This is a genomic window from Pseudomonas sp. F8002 (assembly GCF_013385495.1).
In the GTDB taxonomy this organism is placed as follows: domain Bacteria; phylum Pseudomonadota; class Gammaproteobacteria; order Pseudomonadales; family Pseudomonadaceae; genus Aquipseudomonas.
This window is the reverse complement of sequence record NZ_JACAPW010000018.1, coordinates 1-17,407: the sequence shown is the minus strand read 5'-3', so window position 1 is coordinate 17,407 and position 17,407 is coordinate 1. Positions and strand designations below refer to the sequence as shown.

The window sequence follows — 17,407 nt, the reverse complement described above, 5'->3', positions numbered from 1 at the left end:
CCGCGATTTAAGCCGCGCTGAACAACGTGTGCGGATCAATCACAAACTTCTTCGGCACGCCCGCATCGAACTCGCCGTACCCGCGTGGCGCGTCATCCAGGCTGATGACTTCCACACCGACGATGTCGGCAATGTTGATACGGTCCCACATGATCGCCTGCATCAGTTGGCGGTTGTACTTCATCACAGGGGTTTGCCCGGTGTGGAAGCTGTGGGACTTGGCCCAGCCCAGGCCGAAACGAATGCTCAGGCTGCCCATTTTTGCAGCGGCATCCACGGCACCCGGGTCTTCGGTGACGTACAGGCCCGGAATACCGATTTTGCCAGCCACCCGCACCACGCCCATCAACGAGTTGAGCACGGTGGCCGGAGCCTCCGCCTTGGCCCCTTCATGACCATGGCCGCGCGCTTCGAAACCCACGGCATCGACGGCGCAATCCACTTCCGGCTCGCCCAGCAACGCAGCGATCTGTTCGTGCAGCGGGGTGTCTTTCGACAGGTCGGCAATTTCAAAACCCTGGGCCTTGGCGTGGGCCAGGCGGATCGGGTTGACGTCACCGATGATCACCACCGCAGCGCCCAGCAGGCGAGCGGAGGCGGCAGCTGCCAGGCCCACGGGCCCGGCACCGGCGATGTAGACCGTGCTGCCCGGGCCAACGCCCGCAGTGACTGCGCCGTGGTAGCCGGTGGGCAGGATGTCGGAGAGGCAAGTCAGGTCGCGGATCTTCTCCATGGCCTTGTCGCGGTCCGGCAGTTTCAGCAGGTTGAAGTCGGCGTAAGGCACCAGCACGTATTCGGCCTGGCCACCGGTCCAGTCGCCCATGTCGACATAGCCGTAGGCGCCACCGGCACGGGCCGGGTTGACGGTCAGGCACACGCCGGTGTGCTGCTCCTTGCAGGAACGGCAACGGCCGCATGCGACGTTGAACGGCACCGACACCAGGTCGCCGATCTTCAGGTTCTCGACGTCGCTGCCCTTCTCGATCACTTCGCCGGTGATTTCGTGGCCCAGGACCAGGCCGGTCTGGGCAGTGGTGCGGCCGCGCACCATGTGTTGGTCGGAGCCGCAGATGTTGGTGGAGACCACGCGCAGGATGACGCCGTGCTCAATCTTCCTGCCACGGGGGTCCTGCATTTTGGGATAGTCGATTTTCTGTACTTCGACCTTGCCGTTGCCGAGATACACGACACCACGATTACCAGACATGCTTTCACCTCGCTGTTGTTTTTATGGAACCGCGTTGCCCAGGCAGGCAGCGCGTTTAAGTGCTCGGGTACAGATGCTGTTTTTGCGTTGTTAGTGATGGCCTCTTCGCGAGCAAGCCCGCTCCCACAGTTGACCGAGTCCTACCTTTGAAATGCGGTCGAATGTGGGAGCGGGCTTGCTCGCGAAGGCGTCCATCAGAGCACCACTGTCCGATTGGCGTTCAAGAACACCCGCCGCTCAATGTGATACCCCACGGCCCGGGCCAGGGTCAGGCCTTCGATGTCCCGTCCCTTGGCTATCAAATCTTCCGGATAGTGACTGTGGTCCACCACCTCCACGCCCTGGGCGATGATCGGGCCTTCGTCCAAATCGTTATTGATGTAATGCGCAGTGGCGCCCACCAGTTTCACCCCCTTGTTGTAAGCCTGGTGATACGGCTTGGCGCCCTTGAAACCGGGCAGCAGGGAGTGGTGGATGTTGATGGCCTTACCGTCGAGCTTGCGGCACAGCTCCGGCGACAGCACTTGCATGTAGCGCGCAAGGATCACCAGTTCAGCGCCGGATTCCTCGATCACCTGCCACACCTGGCGCTCTTGCGACGGCTTGTCGTTGGGGTCCAGGGGAAAGTGGTAATACGGAATCTGGTGCCAGTCGGCCAGGGGCTTGAGGTCCGGGTGGTTGGAGACTACGGCGACCACGTCCATCGCCAGTTGGCCGATGCGCTGGCGGTAGAGCAAATCGTTGAGGCAGTGATCGGCCTTGGAGACCATGATCACCACTTTCGGCCGGTAGTTCGGCGCGGTCAGTTCGAAGATCATGCCGAAGGCTTCGCCACGGGTGGCCAGGCCATCGCGGAAGGCTTGTTCGTCGAAACCATCGGGCTGGCGGAACTCCACGCGGATGAAGAACCGGCCCGAGAGCCGGTCATCGAAGGAGTGGTGCTCGGTGACGTAGCAGCCCTGCTCGAACAGGTAGCGAGTGACCGCGTCCACCGTGCCGAGCACGCTGGGGCAGTCGGCGGTCAAAATCCATGTATCGGGTACGCGGCTCATTATTCGTGACTCCTTGATCGTTCCCACGCTCTGCGTGGGAACGCCGCAATGGACGCTCTGCGTCCGCTCTTGGGACGCGGAGCGTCCCGGGATGCATTCCCACGCGGAGCGTGGGAACGATCAGGCCTGGACGCTTAAACCATACTCAGCCGCCGCATCCTGCAACCACAGCCACCAGTAATCCGAGAAGCTGCGACGAATCACCAGCTCCCAGGTGTCTTCAGCAGTATGGCGAATCACCAACTGCGACTTGGCGAACACCGTGCCCACCGCCTTGCCCACCGGGAAGCTGTTGGGGTGCACGTCGTAGCTGGTGGATTTCATCAGCACATCGCGCACGTTCGGGCCGCTGAGTTCGAGAATTTGCTGGCCGCCGCTGACGTTGACGACCTGGATATGCAAATCACCCAGCGCCTCACGCAAGCTTTTCTCGGCGGCGAATTCCTCACCGCCTGGCACTACCAGCAACCACTCATCCGGACCGAGCCATTGCAGGCTGGTCTCACCCTTGACGATGACTTGCAGGGCACCGGGCAATTCGATACCCAAGGCTTTGTGCACACCGGCGGCGAAGGCTGCGTCATGGCCATCGCCACGAATGGTCAGGTGGCCCAGCAGTTTCTTTTCACGCACGGTCACGCCGGCGTTCTTGCGGCCCTTGCCTACCAGGCTGGCGAGGTCTGCATGGTGCAGCGACGACTCGGCCTTGGCTCCGGAGGTGGGGCGTTGTTGGTAAACATTGGCTGCTGTCATAAAGCACCTGTTTGAATTCTGTAGGTCTTGCGGTGACTGTTCTGGCCTCATCGCGGGCAAGCCCGGCTCCCACAGGGGAATGCATTCCAACTGTGGGAGCTGGCTTGCCTGCGATGCAGGCGACTCGGTCTGTCAGATGTTCTGGCGGTCGCCTTTAGGATCAAAGAACACCGAAGAAACAATCTCCGCCTCGATCACGCTGCCATCCGCCAGCGGGGCAAACACCCGCTCGCCGATGCGCTTCAAGCCGCCCTTCACCACGCCCATGGCAAACGAATAACCGAGGGAGTTGTGGGCATAACTGGAGGTGACGTGGCCGACCATCTTCATCGGGATCGTCTGCTTGGCGTCGAACACCAACTGCGCGCCTTCCGGCAGCCACACGTTCGGGTCGATCGGCTTGAGTCCGACAAGCTGCTTGCGGTCTTCACGCACGCAATCCTCGCGATTCATCCCGCGCCAGCCGAGCCACGAGAACGGTTTGGTGCGGCCTACACACCAGCCCATGTTCAGGTCGTCCGGGGTCATCGAGCCGTCGGTATCCTGGCCAACGATGATGAAACCCTTCTCGGCCCGCAGCACGTGCATGGTTTCGGTGCCGTACGGGGTCAGGTTGTACTGCTTGCCGGCCTCGACGATTTTCTCGAGCACGCCCATGGCGTAGTCGGCCTGCACGTTGACTTCGTACGACAGCTCACCGGTAAACGAAATCCGAAACACCCGCGCCGGCACGCCGCCAACCAGGCCTTCTTTCCAGGTCATGAACGGGAAGCCGTCCTTGTCCAGGTCGATGTCGGTGACTTCGCTCAGCAGTTTGCGGCTGTTGGGGCCGGACAAGGTCATGGTTGCCCAGTGGTCGGTGACCGAGGTGAAGTACACCTTGAGGTCCGGCCATTCGGTCTGCTGGTAGATTTCCAGCCACTGGAGTACGCGTGCTGCGCCGCCGGTGGTGGTGGTCATCAGGAAGTGGTTGTCGGCGAGGCAGGCAGTCACGCCGTCGTCGAAGACCATGCCGTCTTCCTTGCACATCAGGCCGTAGCGGGCCTTGCCCACGTCGAGCTTGGTCCAGGCGTTGCTGTAGATGCGGTTGAGGAACTCGCGGGCATCCGGGCCCTGGATGTCGATCTTGCCGAGGGTGGACGCGTCCAGCAGGCCGACGCTGTCACGCACGGCCAGGCATTCGCGCTTCACTGCGGCGTGCAGGTCTTCACCGTTGCGCGGGAAATACCATGGGCGTTTCCACTGGCCGACGTCCTCAAACTCGGCGCCGTTTTTCACGTGCCAGGCTTGCAGCGCGGTGTAGCGCACCGGCTCGAAGATGTGCCCACAGTGCCGGCCTGCTACCGCGCCGAAGGTCACCGGCGTGTAGTTGGGACGGAACATGGTGGTGCCCATCTGCGGGATGGTCACGTTCAGCGAACGGGCCGCGATGGCCAGGCCGTTGACGTTGCCGAGCTTGCCCTGGTCAGTGCCGAAGCCTAGTGCGGTGTAGCGCTTGACGTGCTCCACCGACTCGAAACCCTCGCGGGTGGCGAGTTCGATGGCGGCTGCGGTGACGTCGTTCTGCAGGTCGACAAATTGCTTCGGCGCCCGTGCGGTAGCTTTCTCGTGAGGTACCTGGAACAGCGCCAGGGTCGGTTCTTCCAGACGGCTCAAGGCTTTGGGCAGCGTACCTTCCACCGGCGCAAACCCGGCTTCGCTGGCAGCGCGCACGCCACCTTCAAAACCGTCGGCCAGGGAATCGCCGAGGCCGTAGACGCCATTGATGCCACCGACGCACACGCGTTTCTGCGGTGCTTCGCCCGGTACAAAACCGAGGATGTCTTCACGCCAGGTCGGCTTGCCGCCCAGGTGCGAGGCCAGGTGGACCACCGGGCTGTAGCCGCCGGAGCTGGCGACCAGGTCGCAGTCCAGCCATTCGCCGGGGCTGGTGACTTTATGGGCCTTCACATCAATGGCCGCAACGCGGGCGCCAGTGACGTGCTTGCTGCCACGGGCTTCGATCACGGCGCTGCCGGTGAGGATGCGAATGCCTTTGGCACGCGCCTCTTCAACCAGCGCGCCCCGTGGGTTGTGGCGGGCATCGGCTACGGCGACAACGCTGAGGCCGGCGTCGAACCAGTCCAGCGCCACGCGGTAGGCGTGATCGTTGTTGGTGGACAGCACCAGCTTCTTGCCCGGTGCCACGCCGTAGCGACGCACGTAAGTGGAGACCGCACCCGCCAGCATGTTGCCCGGTACGTCGTTGTTGCCGTACACCAGCGGACGCTCGCACGCACCAGTGGCCAACACCACGCGCTTGGCGCGAACCCGGTGGATACGCTGACGCACCTGGCCAATCGGCGCACGGTCACCGAGGTGGTCGGTGAGGCGCTCGTGAATGGTCAGGAAGTTATGGTCGTGGTAACCGTTGACGGTGGCGCGAGGCAGCAACACCACGTCCGGCAGGGATTTCAGTTCAGCAATAACACTGGCAACCCATTCGGCCGCCGGCTTGCCATCGAGGCTTTCGCGGGAGTCCAGCAAGGAGCCGCCGAATTCTTCCTGCTCGTCCGCAATGATCACCCGGGCGCCACTGCGGGCAGCGGCCAACGCAGCCGCCAGGCCGGCAGGGCCCGCGCCTACAATCAGCACGTCGCAATGACGGTTCATGTAGTCGTAGGTGTCCGGATCGTTCTCGGTCGGCGAGCGGCCAAGACCGGCTGCCTTACGAATGTACTTCTCGTAAGTCATCCAGAACGATTGCGGGTACATGAAGGTTTTGTAGTAGAAACCCGGCGGCATCAGCTTGCCGCCGACCTTGCCGAGAATGCCCATCATGTCGTTGTTCACGCTCGGCCAGCCGTTGGTGCTGGTGGCGACCAAACCCTGGTACAGCGCCTGTTGCGTGGCGCGCACGTTGGGGATTTGCGTGGCTTCGGTGGCGCCGATCTGCAGCACCGCGTTCGGCTCTTCGGCACCGGCGGCGAAGATGCCGCGCGGGCGGGAATACTTGAAGCTGCGACCGATAATGTCGACGCCGTTGGCCAGCAGCGCAGCGGCCAATGTGTCGCCTTCAAAGCCTTTGTAGCTCTGGCCGTTGAAGGTGAAGCTCAGGGCTTTGTTGCGGTCGATGCGGCCACCGTTGGACAGGCGATTGATCTGGCTCATACCTTCTCTCCAGAAGCCTTGGCGGTGAATTGCGGCTTGGTGCCTATCTTGTAGGTTTCAAGAATTTCGTAGGTCACGGTGTCGCGGGTCGCGTTGAAATACTGGCGGCAACCGGCGGCGTGAATCCACAGTTCGTGGTGCAGGCCCCGCGGGTTGTCGCGGAAGAACATGTAGTCGCCCCACTCCTCGTCGGTGCAGGTGTTCGGGTCCAGTGGGCGCGGGATGTGCGCTTGGCCGGAGGCGTGGAATTCCTCTTCGGAGCGCAGTTCGCCACAGTGAGGACAGAAGATATGCAACATAGGGAATTTCTCCTGTTAGTGGGCGACGGCCGCGGCGCCGTGTTCGTCGATCAGCGCACCGTTGTGGAAACGGTCGATGGAGAATGGAGCAGCCAACGGGTGCATTTCACCCTTGGCGAGGCTTGCGGCAAATACGTTGCCTGAGCCTGGAGTCGCTTTAAAACCACCGGTGCCCCAACCGCAGTTGAAGAACATGTTCGGGACCGGGGTCTTGGAGATGATCGGGCAGGCATCCGGCGTGGTGTCGACGATACCGCCCCACTGGCGGTTCATGCGCACGCGGGACAGCACCGGGAACATCTCGACGATGGCCTGGATGGTGTGCTCGATCACCGGGTACGAGCCGCGCTGGCCATAGCCGTTGTAGCCATCGATACCGGCGCCGATCACCAGGTCGCCCTTGTCGGACTGGCTGATGTAACCGTGCACGGCGTTGGACATGATCACGCTGTCGATGATGGGTTTGATCGGCTCCGACACCAGTGCTTGCAGCGGGTGGGATTCGATCGGCAGGCGAAAGCCCGCCAGGGATGCCATGTGGCCGGAGTTACCGGCGGTCACTACGCCGACGCGCTTGGCGCCGATGAAGCCCTTGTTGGTTTCCACGCCGATGCACACGCCGTTTTCCTTGCGAAAACCGATGACTTCGGTCTGCTGGATCAGGTCCACGCCCAGTGCATCGGCGGCGCGGGCAAAGCCCCAGGCCACGGCATCGTGACGGGCCACGCCGCCGCGCCGTTGCACGGTGGCGCCCATGACTGGGTAGCGAGTGTTCTTGGAGCAGTCGAGGTACGGAATCTCATCGGCCACTTGTTTGGCGTTGAGCAGTTCGCCGTCCACACCGTTGAGGCGGTTGGCGCTGACGCGACGCTCGGAGTCACGGATATCCTGCAGGGTGTGGCACAGGTTGTAGACGCCACGCTGGGAGAACATCACGTTGTAGTTCAAATCCTGGGACAAACCTTCCCAGAGTTTCATCGCGTGTTCGTACAGGTGCGCCGACTCGTCCCACAGGTAGTTGGACCGCACGATGGTGGTGTTGCGTGCGGTGTTACCGCCGCCCAGCCAGCCTTTCTCGACCACCGCCACATTAGTGATGCCGTGTTCCTTGGCCAGGTAGTAAGCCGTCGCCAGACCATGCCCGCCGCCGCCGACGATGACCACGTCGTAGACCTTTTTCGGGGTGGGCGTGCGCCACATCTTCTGCCAGTTTTCGTGGTGACTGAGTGAGTGCTTGAAGAGGCCGAAGCCCGAGTAGCGTTGCATAGTCATTACTCCAAAACCGCGCTCAGCGATAAACCGGGAAATCAGCGCACAGGGCGGCCACATGCTTGGCGACGTTGGCCTCCACATCGGCGTCGCCGAGGTTGTCGAGGATGTCGCAGATCCAGCCGGCCAACTCCAGGCATTGGGTCACTTTGAAGCCGCGTGTGGTCACCGCCGGCGTGCCGATACGCAGGCCCGAGGTCACGAACGGCGACTGCGGGTCGTTGGGCACGGCGTTCTTGTTGACGGTGATGTGAGCGCGACCGAGGGCGGCGTCCGCCTCTTTGCCGGTGAGGCCCTGACGGATCAGGCTGACCAGGAACAGGTGGTTATCGGTGCCGCCGGACACTACATCGTAGCCGCGTTTGATAAACACGCCGGCCATGGCCTGGGCGTTGTCGATCACTTGCTGTTGATAGGCCTTGAAACCTGGTTCCTGGGCTTCCTTGAAGCACACCGCCTTGCCGGCGATCACGTGCATCAGCGGGCCGCCCTGGGCGCCCGGGAATACCGCAGAGTTGAGTTTCTTTTCAATTTCTTCGTTGGACTTGGCCAGGATCAACCCGCCACGTGGACCGCGCAGGGTCTTGTGGGTGGTGGTGGTGACCACATCGGCGTAGGGCAGCGGGTTCGGGTACAGACCGGCGGCCACCAGGCCGGCGACGTGGGCCATGTCGACGAACAGCAACGCACCGACCTTGTCGGCGATCTGGCGAAAGCGCGGGAAATCCAGGGTCTTGGAGTAGGCGGAAAAACCCGCCACGATCATCTTCGGCTTGTGCTCCACGGCCAGGCGCTCGACTTCGTCGTAGTCGATCAGCCCGGTGTTGGTGTCGATGCCGTATTGCACCGCGTTGTACAGCTTGCCCGAGGACGACACTTTGGCGCCGTGGGTCAGGTGGCCGCCGTGGGCCAGGCTCATGCCGAGGATGGTGTCGCCGGCGTTCAACAGCGCCAGGTACACCGCACTGTTGGCGGACGAACCGGAGTGCGGCTGCACGTTGGCATAGTCGGCGCCGAACAGTTGCTTGGCGCGCTCGATGGCCAGCACTTCAACCTTGTCCACATGTTCGCAGCCGCCGTAGTAACGCTTGCCCGGGTAACCTTCGGCGTACTTGTTGGTGAGGCCGCTGCCCTGGGCTTCCATGACACGCTTGCTGGTGTAGTTCTCTGACGCGATCAGCTCGATATGATCTTCCTGGCGCTGCTCCTCGGCATTCATGGCCGCCAGCAGTGCATCGTCATAACCCTGGATCTGGTCTTGCTTGCTGAACATCGCGTCTCTCCCAGCATTTCGTCTTGTTGAGGCACGTGCACGCGGCAGCGCCCTTTGATGCGATGGTAGGGCTGGTGCAGATAGACCAAATGCCTACGGACGCCACGCAAAGGTGCGTTTACGACATCGAATGAACGACACAGGATAATGATCGTTCCCACGCTCTGCGTGGGAATGCCGCCTGGGACGCTCCGCGTCCCGCTGCTGGCGCAAGGCTTGAGTCCTGCGCAATGGTGACGCGGAGCGTCACGGGATGCATTCCCACGCAGAGCATGGGAACGATCAAGGTATCTGCATCGCAGGCAAGCCAGCTCCCACAGGGGTTAGGCGATGATCTTTCGAAGGAGTAGCAGCAGCAGGAAATGCGCGGGATAAAGCGCATACGCCCAGCGCCGCATGGCCGGTGGCGATACCTGCCCGGCATGTCGCAACAAGACCAATCCGGCCAGCGGCGCAATCAGGCATGTCGCCAATCCCAGCATCGCCACCAGCGTGCCGCTGTCGAGCAGGATCTGCCATTGGTTGGCAGCCAAGCACACCACACCCGGCAGCACGCTGGAATACCACGGCCGGCGAAACACCAGCAACATCGCCAGCGGCAGCAGTACGCCAAAGAAACCGAACATCAGCTGCGCCGAGAAAAACCCCGCCAAAACCAGCGCGATCAACGCCAATCCTCGATCAATAAGCGTCTTCTGCTGCCATCCCCGGGCAACCAGCAAACCCAGCGCCAGGGTCGGCAGTACGTTCAGCGTGTCGGCGTCGTCGATGAACATCCGGTACGGCACCTCACTGATCACACTGAACAGCAGCAACCAGCCCAGATAGCGCCACTGCCCCGTCACCGGCGCGTCCTTGACCCGATGCAAATTCGCCGCGATCGCCAGGCAAAACCACGGGAACGCCAGGCGCCCCGGCACATACAGCCCGTCCAGGCTCAAACCGACATACCGCAGGTGGTCCAGCACCATACTCAGCAGCGCCAGCCACTTGAGCAGGTCCAGGGCGCCATCGCGGACGCGGCTTACAGGAACGCTTTCAGAACCGTGCATAATTCCCCAATGACTTTGCATTAACAGTGCGTGCGCCCGCCCGACAATCTTGGGTAAAGTGCGCACCAACATCGACCACAGGACTGGGCCATGACCGACAAGAGCCAACAATTCGCCAGCGACAACTATTCCGGCATCTGCCCGGAAGCCTGGGCCGCCATGGAACTCGCCAACCAGGGCCATCAACGCGCCTATGGCGATGATGAATGGACCCACCGCGCCGCCGACGGTTTCCGCAAACTGTTCGAAACCGACTGCGAAGTGTTCTTCGCCTTCAACGGTACCGCAGCCAACTCCCTGGCGCTGTCCTCCTTGTGCCAGAGCTACCATAGCGTGATCTGCTCGGAAACCGCCCACGTCGAAACCGACGAATGCGGCGCGCCGGAGTTTTTCTCCAACGGCTCCAAGCTGCTCACCGCCCGCACCGAAAACGGCAAGCTGACCCCGGAGTCGATCCGCGAGATCGCCCTCAAGCGCCAGGACATTCACTACCCGAAACCTCGCGTCGTGACCCTGACCCAGGCCACCGAAGTCGGCAGCGTCTACACCCCGGAAGAAATCCGCGCCATCAGCGTCACCTGCAAGGAACTGGGGCTGAACCTGCACATGGACGGCGCACGGTTCTCCAACGCCTGCGCATTCCTCGGCTGCTCGCCGGCCGACCTGACCTGGAAAGCCGGCGTCGACGTGCTGTGCTTTGGTGGCACCAAGAACGGCATGGCCGTGGGTGAAGCGATCCTGTTCTTCAACCACAAGCTGGCCGAAGACTTCGACTACCGCTGCAAACAAGCCGGGCAGCTTGCCTCAAAGATGCGCTTCCTCTCCGCCCCGTGGGTGGGCCTGCTGGAAAACGACGCCTGGCTCAAACACGCCCGCCATGCCAACCACTGTGCACAATTGCTCAGCAACCTGGTGGCGGATATTCCGGGTGTGGAGTTGATGTTCCCGGTCCAGGCCAACGGCGTATTCCTGCAACTCTCGGAACCGGCAATTGCCGCGCTGACGGCCAAGGGCTGGCGCTTCTACACCTTCATCGGCAAGGGTGGCGCGCGATTCATGTGTGCGTGGGATACCGAGGAAGAGCGCGTGCGGGAATTGGCGGCAGATATTCGGGAAGTGATGCAGGGCTGAACATCCTGGGCGCGGCCATACCCGCCGCGCCCTCCGGAATTACAGCTCTACCGGCTTGAGCACCTCCCACGCGTCCACCGGCCCTGGGTTTTCGATAAAGGTGCCACCGCCGAATTTCACGGCCAGCTTGTTGACCGCGTTCAATGCGGTGGTCACCGCGCCCTCCGCCCAGCCGCCGGTCCAGGAAACATCATCTCCCGCCAGGATAAACCCGTCCGGGTTACTGTCCCGAATACCGCTCATGAACTGTGAAAACAACCGGCGCTGATACTCGTACTGCCCCGGCAGGTTCATCTTGAACGCGCACAGAAAGAACGGCTCATCCTCCCAGTTGATCTCGATAAACGGGTCCTCCCAGCCGAACTCGGCCGCAAGGTTCAGCTGCGAATCGGCATACACCGTGTCCAGCAGCGTCGTGCATAGCTTAATGTGGGTCGGCAGCGGCGCCATGCGATCACCCAGAAACTTCAGGCTGTCGTCATTCCAGGTGTAGGAGAGGAACACGCCACTGCCTTTGTGCGGCCCTTGGCTGGCGGAATAGTCCAGCAGATAGGTGCCCCGGGTCAGACGGTCCGACAGGGTCACACTCATCCTGTAGCGATGGTCGGCCCCACGCTCGGTCCAGAACGGACGCTGGGTCGCAGCGAACACTTTGGCTGACTGCATGTAATGCGTGTACATCACCGCTTCCCAGGTGGGTTGTGGCAACAAGCTGTCCATCTGCATGAACCGGTCCTTGCCGTCCATATAGCGGAACTTGTCGAGAATCCGCACGTGCGGCGTGTAGATCACTGCGGGAAAGTTGTAGCGGGTATCCGCCCCCAGGTTTCGGTCATGGATATGCACATCGAAGGTGCCGTCCGCGCGCCGCCAGATCTGGCGGACTTCCTGGTTGAACGGCTGCGGGATCACCCGACAGGTAAGCGCTTCCACCGTAACATCGTCGCTCCAGCCCACCACCACATCGCCCAAATCCCTCGGCGAACGGCTCCACAAGCGCTTGGGCAACTCACTGGAGCCGTCATACATCAGCGAATGGTTGGTATCCAGCCCGGTGTAGAGCACCCGCAAGACCTCGAGGAAGCAGTTTGGATAGTCGGTGTTCCAACCTCCAGTGCCAAAACCGATCTGGCCAAACAGGTCGATATCCGCACGACTCCAGCCAGCCTTTTCGACCATGGCCGCGAAGAAACTCAGGTTGTCCCAATCTTCGGCAAGGATCGCATTCCACAGTCGCTTGATCTTGGCCTGGTCCAGGGAGCCTTCAGACATTGCCGCCTCCATCTCGCTGAAATGGATGGGGTCAATCTCAAGGAACACTTCAAAGAACAGGCGTTCGATTTCTGCGTATTTCGCGGGCAAGTCGCTGCCTTCGTAGTAGGTCTGGAGGTTCTGATAGTCGACCACGGTGCTGGCAGTTGCGGCTGAGCCGGGGTTGGGAAAATCTGCTGAGTTGAGGCTCATGCCGACCTTGTCGAAGTAGTGCAGCAACGCCTTGCCCGACTTGGGAAAACGCATGGCGCCCAACTCGCAAATGACGCTGTTGGCAGGGTCCTCAGGGTCGCCCATGACCCGCGAATACAAGCGCCCGCCGATCCGGTCCGACGCCTCTACCAGCACAGGATGCAACCCCATGCGCAGCGCCTCATAGGCCGCTACCAGCCCGGCCGCGCCGGCGCCGACGATCAACACCTGAGCCCCATGATGCCGCGTGGCAATCTGGGCCAGTGGCTTGCTATTGGCGGCAGCCTGGGACAGGTACCGGCCATAGTGAAAAGGAAAATCCGGAATCAGTGCAGTGACATCATTGGCCAGCAAGCGCTGAACATTGCGGGTACGCGAGGGGACAGCAGACATGGTGAGCTTCCTTGCAATGAGGGAATGTCCACCCCTGACTACAAGGCTAAAGGTGACAACGACGGGACGTGTGGTCAGCGTAGAAGATCCGGAAACGCCTGGTTATACCGCTTCGAAATAAATCTGATTGAGTTCCATGGCAACTGACGAAAAGGCATTACTTAAGGAAAGTCTGAAGTAATTATTTATATATCCCGATTCAATACGCCCTCCACTTACCAGATGCTCCGACACTCAAACACTATAAAAACAGACCGTGAACCTATGAACGCGCTTTCCGAAAAAACGGCTCCGCCCGTCACCCCCGGCCTGAAAATCGAAACCCGCTCCATCGATTACGTCCCGCGCAATGAACGCCACGGCAAGGTCTGGCATCAAGGCCCCTTCTGGTTCACCGGCAACTTTGTGCTCACCACCATGGTGACCGGTTTCACCGGTGCAGCCCTGGGGCTGAGCATGGTGTATTCGATCCTGGCGATTGTGATCGGCGTCGGCCTGGGTACCTTTGCCATGGCCTTCCACGCCAATCAGGGCCCGCGCATGGGCTTGCCGCAGATGATCCAGTCCCGGGCACAGTTCGGTTTGCGCGGGGCGATCGTGCCGTTTATCGCGGTGATCTTCGTATACATCGGCTTCAACGTGTTCAACGTGATCCTCGCCACCGACGCCATCAACACCGTACTGCCGGGCAGCCGTGCGCCGTGGTACGCGCTGATGATCATCCTGGCGGTTGTGATCGCGGTGATCGGCCACGACCTGCTGCACACCGTGCAACGCTGGCTGACCTACGTGATGATCAGCGTGTTTGCGGTACTGACCGTGGCAGCCCTCATGAGCCTGACCGCCGATGCAGCGGTGGCCAATGCGCATTTCTCCTGGTCGGCATTCCTGATTCAGCTCTCCGCCGCCGCCGGTTATCAGATCAGCTACGCGGTGTACGTATCCGACTACTCGCGCTACCTGCCGCACAAAACTTCATCGCGCAGTGTGATTTTCTGGACCTACCTGGGCGCCGCCGGCTCGGCGTTGTGGCTGATGTCCCTGGGTGCGTTCCTGGCTTCCGCCCTGCCCTCGCCCGACGCCATCGGCAGCGTGCGCGCCGTGGGCAACCAGGTGATTCCCGGGTTCGGCACCTTCACCGTGCTGATCGCCGTGCCCGCGCTGATCGGCATCATGGCGGTCAACTGCTACGGCGCGATGCTCACCGGTATCAGTGCGATTGACGGCTTTGTGAAGATTCAGCCGCGCCTCAAAAGCCGGGTGATAGGTATCGGTCTGGTGGCAGCGGTAATTTTTATGATCACCCTGAGTATTCCCGAGAGCTACCTGGCAAGTTTCAACACCTTTGTGTTACTGATGTTGTACTTCCTGGTGCCGTGGACAGCGGTGAACCTCGCGGACTTCTACCTGGTGCGCAAAGGCAAATACGCCATCAGCGACATCTTCAACCCGGCCGGCATCTACGGCCAATGGGGCAGCGCCGGCCTGGTTGCGTACTGCCTGGGGCTGGTGTCGATGGTGCCGTTCATGTCGCTGAGTTTCTATGAAGGTCCTGCCGCCGCAGCGCTGGGTGGTGCGGATGTGGCATTCGTTATCGGGCTGGCGGTTTCGGCAGTGATCTATTGTGTGATGAGCCGCAACCTCGACCGCGAGGCAGAGCGTCGTGCCATTGCCGCCAGCGAGGCGGCGCTGGAAGGAGTCCAGCCATGAATCCTGTACGGGTGATGTGTCATCAACTGTCACCACGGATCGCCGATGTACCTTACAACCGCGCACTCTGCGCCGACGCCATCCGTGGTGCAGCGGCACTGGGCGCACAGGTGGTAGTCCTGCCGGAGCTGATACAAAGCGGCTACGTGTTCAATGACCGAGAAGAAGCCCATGCGGTGTCGGAGACACTGGACGGGCCGACGCTCAACCAGTGGAAGACCCTGGCCGCCGAACTGAACATCATCATCGTTGCCGGCTTTTGCGAGCGGCTGACCGCCGGGCGCGTGGCCAACAGTGCGGCGCTGGTAGAGCCCGACGGCGGCCTGACGGTGTATCGCAAGGCGCACCTGTGGAATCGCGAAAAGCTGATCTTCACCCCCGGCAGCGCACCGCCGCCCGTGGTGGAAACGGTCGTGGGCCGGATTGCCGTAATGATTTGTTATGACCTGGAACTGCCCGAATGGGTGCGTCTGGCGGCACTCGCTGGTGCCGACCTGCTGTGCGCCCCGGTGAACTGGCCCGACGGCCCACGCCCCGGCGGTGAACGGCCAGGAGAAGTCGTGCGGGTACAAGCCAACGCGGCGGTCAATCGCATGTTTATCGCCGCCTGCGACCGCTACGGCGAAGAACGCGGCGTCAACTGGGTGGGTGGCTCGGTGATCGTCAGTGCCGAAGGTTACCCATTGGCCGGTGGCACCGCCCATCAGAAAGAACTACGGCTAATCGTTGACCTGCCACTGGACCAGGCCCGGGACAAATACATCAGCGACCACAACCATGTGCATCAGGACCGTCGACCGGGATTGTACTGAGCCCGACAACGAATGGTGGCGGAGTGCCGAGACTGTTTTTTGATATTTCTGACAGCAACCAACCTGAATTTCTTTGACTAGCCTCTTGGAACCCGAAAGGAAAAGGCCGCCTTTCGGGACTCACCGCCAGCCGAATAATCGGCCGGAAACGGAAATCCAGCAGAGGGCAATACCATGGAAGCGCAACGCTACGGCAACAACCTGCAAGGTGAAGGCACTATCAGCACCACCGTCATCGACTGGGACGAATTCAGAAAATCCGCGAAAATCGGTGACACCATCAGCGAACCGACGAGGACATTGCGGATCACTGACAAGGTCTATGAACTGACAGCATCCGGCCAGCACTTCGTCGTGCATATCTATGCCCAATAACCTCTAACTGATCGTTCCCACGCTCTGCGTGGGAACGCCTCCCCGGACGCTCCGCGTCCAGGCCACACCACGGTTCAAGGACGAATTGATGGGCAAAAGCCGCTACACCATTACCGAACCTGAAAAACCACACTTCCTGACATGCACCGTCATGGAATGGATACCGCTATTTACCCGCGACTACCTTGTCGGCCACCTGTTGAGTTGCTGGCGATATCAACAAACCCACGAACATTTCAATCTCTACGGCTACGTCGTTCTCGAAAACCATCTGCACTTCGTCGCTCAAGCACCTGACCTGGGTAAATGTGTCAGCCAGTTCAAATCCTTCACCGCTCGAACCATCATTGACGACCTGCAGAAACGAGGAGCGGAGCGAGTGTTGCAGCGTTTGCGTTTCAGCAAACGGGCGCATAAAACGGACCGGATTTATCAGCTATGGCAAGAGGGGTCACACGCCGAGTTGGTGTACAGCGAAGCGGTGATGCGCCAAAAGCTTGGTTACATTCACCACAACCCTGTGAAGCGGGGTTATGTGGACTTGGCCGAGCACTGGCGGTATTCCAGCGCCCGCAACTATGCAGGACAGGATGGCCTGATTGAAATTCAACGCTGGGCCTGATCGTTCCCACGCTCTGCGTGGGAATGCAGCCCGTGACGCTCCGCGTCACACAGCGGGACGCAGAGCGTCCAAAGAGGCATTCCCACGCGGAGCGTGGGAAAGATCAGGGAAAAATTCTCAGTAAACCATAACTCAGCAGCTCTTCGTTAGCTGTCAACATTGACAGGTATCAGACCAAGCAGAAAAGGTTTTTACTTACTTCTCGCTGAGTAATTTCAGCTACGGCTATAAAATCAAACGTGGAGTTTTTTGAAATGACTAAACATACAGAAGTACCCACTGAAGTCTTACGCAAGAAACCAAATGGGCAAACTATATTAGATCTTTCGCCGGAGTTGGCTGAAAAAATACACCCAGGCGACACAGTCGTATTAAAAAACATTGGTACATATACTTGTACCCGAAGGGTTTTTCATATCACCTACGTCGGTGAAATAATTAATGAAATTGATATCTGGGTCGACATCATTGACACCACAAGTTGATATTTAAACCGCCACCCATCTCCGATATTAAAAATATGGACGTGGGTGGCGGTACGCGTAAAGCCATCAGAACTCAATGCGCACATCACCCTTCGGCACGCTGCAGCACGACAGGATGTAACCCTCGGCTTCGTCTTCCTCGGTGATCCCGCCGTTGTGGTCCATCTCGACCTCCCCGCCCAGCTTCAGCACCTTGCACGTCCCACAGATGATCGCTCCAACGCTCTGCGTGGGGATGCAGCCCGTGACGCTCCGCGTCACACAGCGGGACGCGGAGCGTCCAAAGAGGCATTCCCACGCGGAGCGTGGGAACGATCGGTACCTGTGAAGCGGGGTTGTGTGGACTTGGCCGAGCACTGG

14 protein-coding genes and 1 pseudogene are annotated in these 17,407 nt (G+C 60.6%); 5 read left to right on the top strand and 10 right to left on the bottom strand.

The genetic code is table 11. The annotated features are described in order from the left end of the window. Positions 1–7 precede the first annotated feature (7 nt). From fdhA to HX811_RS15685, 8 genes are all read right to left on the bottom strand, one after another. Complete coding sequence (gene fdhA / locus HX811_RS15720; RefSeq protein WP_177046482.1) at positions 8–1,207, bottom strand: formaldehyde dehydrogenase, glutathione-independent; 1,200 nt, start codon at positions 1,205–1,207, stop codon at positions 8–10. Positions 1,208–1,401: 194 nt separating this feature from the next. Continuing rightward, positions 1,402–2,259, bottom strand: a complete 858-nt coding sequence (gene purU / locus HX811_RS15715; protein WP_177046481.1) for a formyltetrahydrofolate deformylase — start codon at positions 2,257–2,259, stop codon at positions 1,402–1,404. Between the two features lie 120 nt (positions 2,260–2,379). Beyond that, positions 2,380–3,012, bottom strand: a complete 633-nt coding sequence (locus tag HX811_RS15710) for a sarcosine oxidase subunit gamma (protein ID WP_102604381.1) — start codon at positions 3,010–3,012, stop codon at positions 2,380–2,382. Between the two features lie 132 nt (positions 3,013–3,144). After that, positions 3,145–6,162 (bottom strand): sarcosine oxidase subunit alpha, encoded by a 3,018-nt coding sequence (locus tag HX811_RS15705; protein WP_177046480.1) that lies wholly within the window; start codon positions 6,160–6,162, stop codon positions 3,145–3,147. Further along, positions 6,159–6,461, bottom strand: a complete 303-nt coding sequence (locus tag HX811_RS15700) for a sarcosine oxidase subunit delta (protein ID WP_003209187.1) — start codon at positions 6,459–6,461, stop codon at positions 6,159–6,161. The genes HX811_RS15705 and HX811_RS15700 overlap by 4 nt, the downstream gene beginning before the upstream one ends. 15 nt (positions 6,462–6,476) lie before the next feature. After that, positions 6,477–7,727: a sarcosine oxidase subunit beta gene (locus HX811_RS15695; RefSeq protein WP_003209185.1), complete on the bottom strand. Its 1,251-nt coding sequence runs from the start codon at positions 7,725–7,727 to the stop codon at positions 6,477–6,479. Between the two features lie 22 nt (positions 7,728–7,749). Continuing rightward, positions 7,750–9,003 (bottom strand): serine hydroxymethyltransferase, encoded by a 1,254-nt coding sequence (gene glyA / locus HX811_RS15690; RefSeq protein ID WP_087694757.1) that lies wholly within the window; start codon positions 9,001–9,003, stop codon positions 7,750–7,752. 323 nt (positions 9,004–9,326) lie between these two features. Next, the gene (locus tag HX811_RS15685) at positions 9,327–10,055 is read right to left on the bottom strand and encodes a TraX family protein (RefSeq protein WP_177046479.1); all 729 of its coding nucleotides are present in this window, start codon (positions 10,053–10,055) and stop codon (positions 9,327–9,329) included. Between the two features lie 90 nt (positions 10,056–10,145). On the opposite strand from HX811_RS15685, the gene HX811_RS15680 reads away from it, so the two are divergent. After that, entirely contained in the window at positions 10,146–11,186 is a 1,041-nt protein-coding gene (locus HX811_RS15680) for a low specificity L-threonine aldolase (protein WP_177046478.1), read from the top strand. Positions 11,187–11,225: 39 nt separating this feature from the next. Here HX811_RS15680 and HX811_RS15675 read toward each other — a convergent pair whose 3' ends face one another. Then, positions 11,226–13,043 carry an FAD-dependent oxidoreductase gene (locus HX811_RS15675; RefSeq protein WP_177046477.1) on the bottom strand — a complete coding sequence of 606 codons (1,818 nt, stop codon included), beginning with the start codon at positions 13,041–13,043 and terminating at the stop codon, positions 11,226–11,228. A 264-nt stretch (positions 13,044–13,307) separates the two neighbouring features. On the opposite strand from HX811_RS15675, the gene HX811_RS15670 reads away from it, so the two are divergent. From HX811_RS15670 to HX811_RS15655, 4 genes are all read left to right on the top strand, one after another. Next, positions 13,308–14,753 carry a cytosine permease gene (locus HX811_RS15670; RefSeq protein WP_177046476.1) on the top strand — a complete coding sequence of 482 codons (1,446 nt, stop codon included), beginning with the start codon at positions 13,308–13,310 and terminating at the stop codon, positions 14,751–14,753. Continuing rightward, complete coding sequence (locus HX811_RS15665) at positions 14,750–15,565, top strand: nitrilase-related carbon-nitrogen hydrolase (protein ID WP_177046474.1); 816 nt, start codon at positions 14,750–14,752, stop codon at positions 15,563–15,565. Before HX811_RS15670 ends, HX811_RS15665 begins: the two co-directional genes overlap by 4 nt. Positions 15,566–15,739: 174 nt before the next feature. After that, a complete protein-coding gene (locus tag HX811_RS15660; RefSeq protein WP_076017825.1) occupies positions 15,740–15,940 on the top strand; it encodes a hypothetical protein in 201 nt (66 codons plus the stop codon). Between the two features lie 88 nt (positions 15,941–16,028). Continuing rightward, the gene (locus HX811_RS15655; RefSeq protein WP_177046473.1) at positions 16,029–16,562 is read left to right on the top strand and encodes a transposase; all 534 of its coding nucleotides are present in this window, start codon (positions 16,029–16,031) and stop codon (positions 16,560–16,562) included. A 551-nt stretch (positions 16,563–17,113) separates the two neighbouring features. On the opposite strand, the pseudogene HX811_RS15650 reads toward HX811_RS15655, so the two are convergent. After that, positions 17,114–17,266, bottom strand: a pseudogene (locus HX811_RS15650) (2Fe-2S iron-sulfur cluster-binding protein); the annotation flags it as partial. Positions 17,267–17,407: the final 141 nt, after the last annotated feature.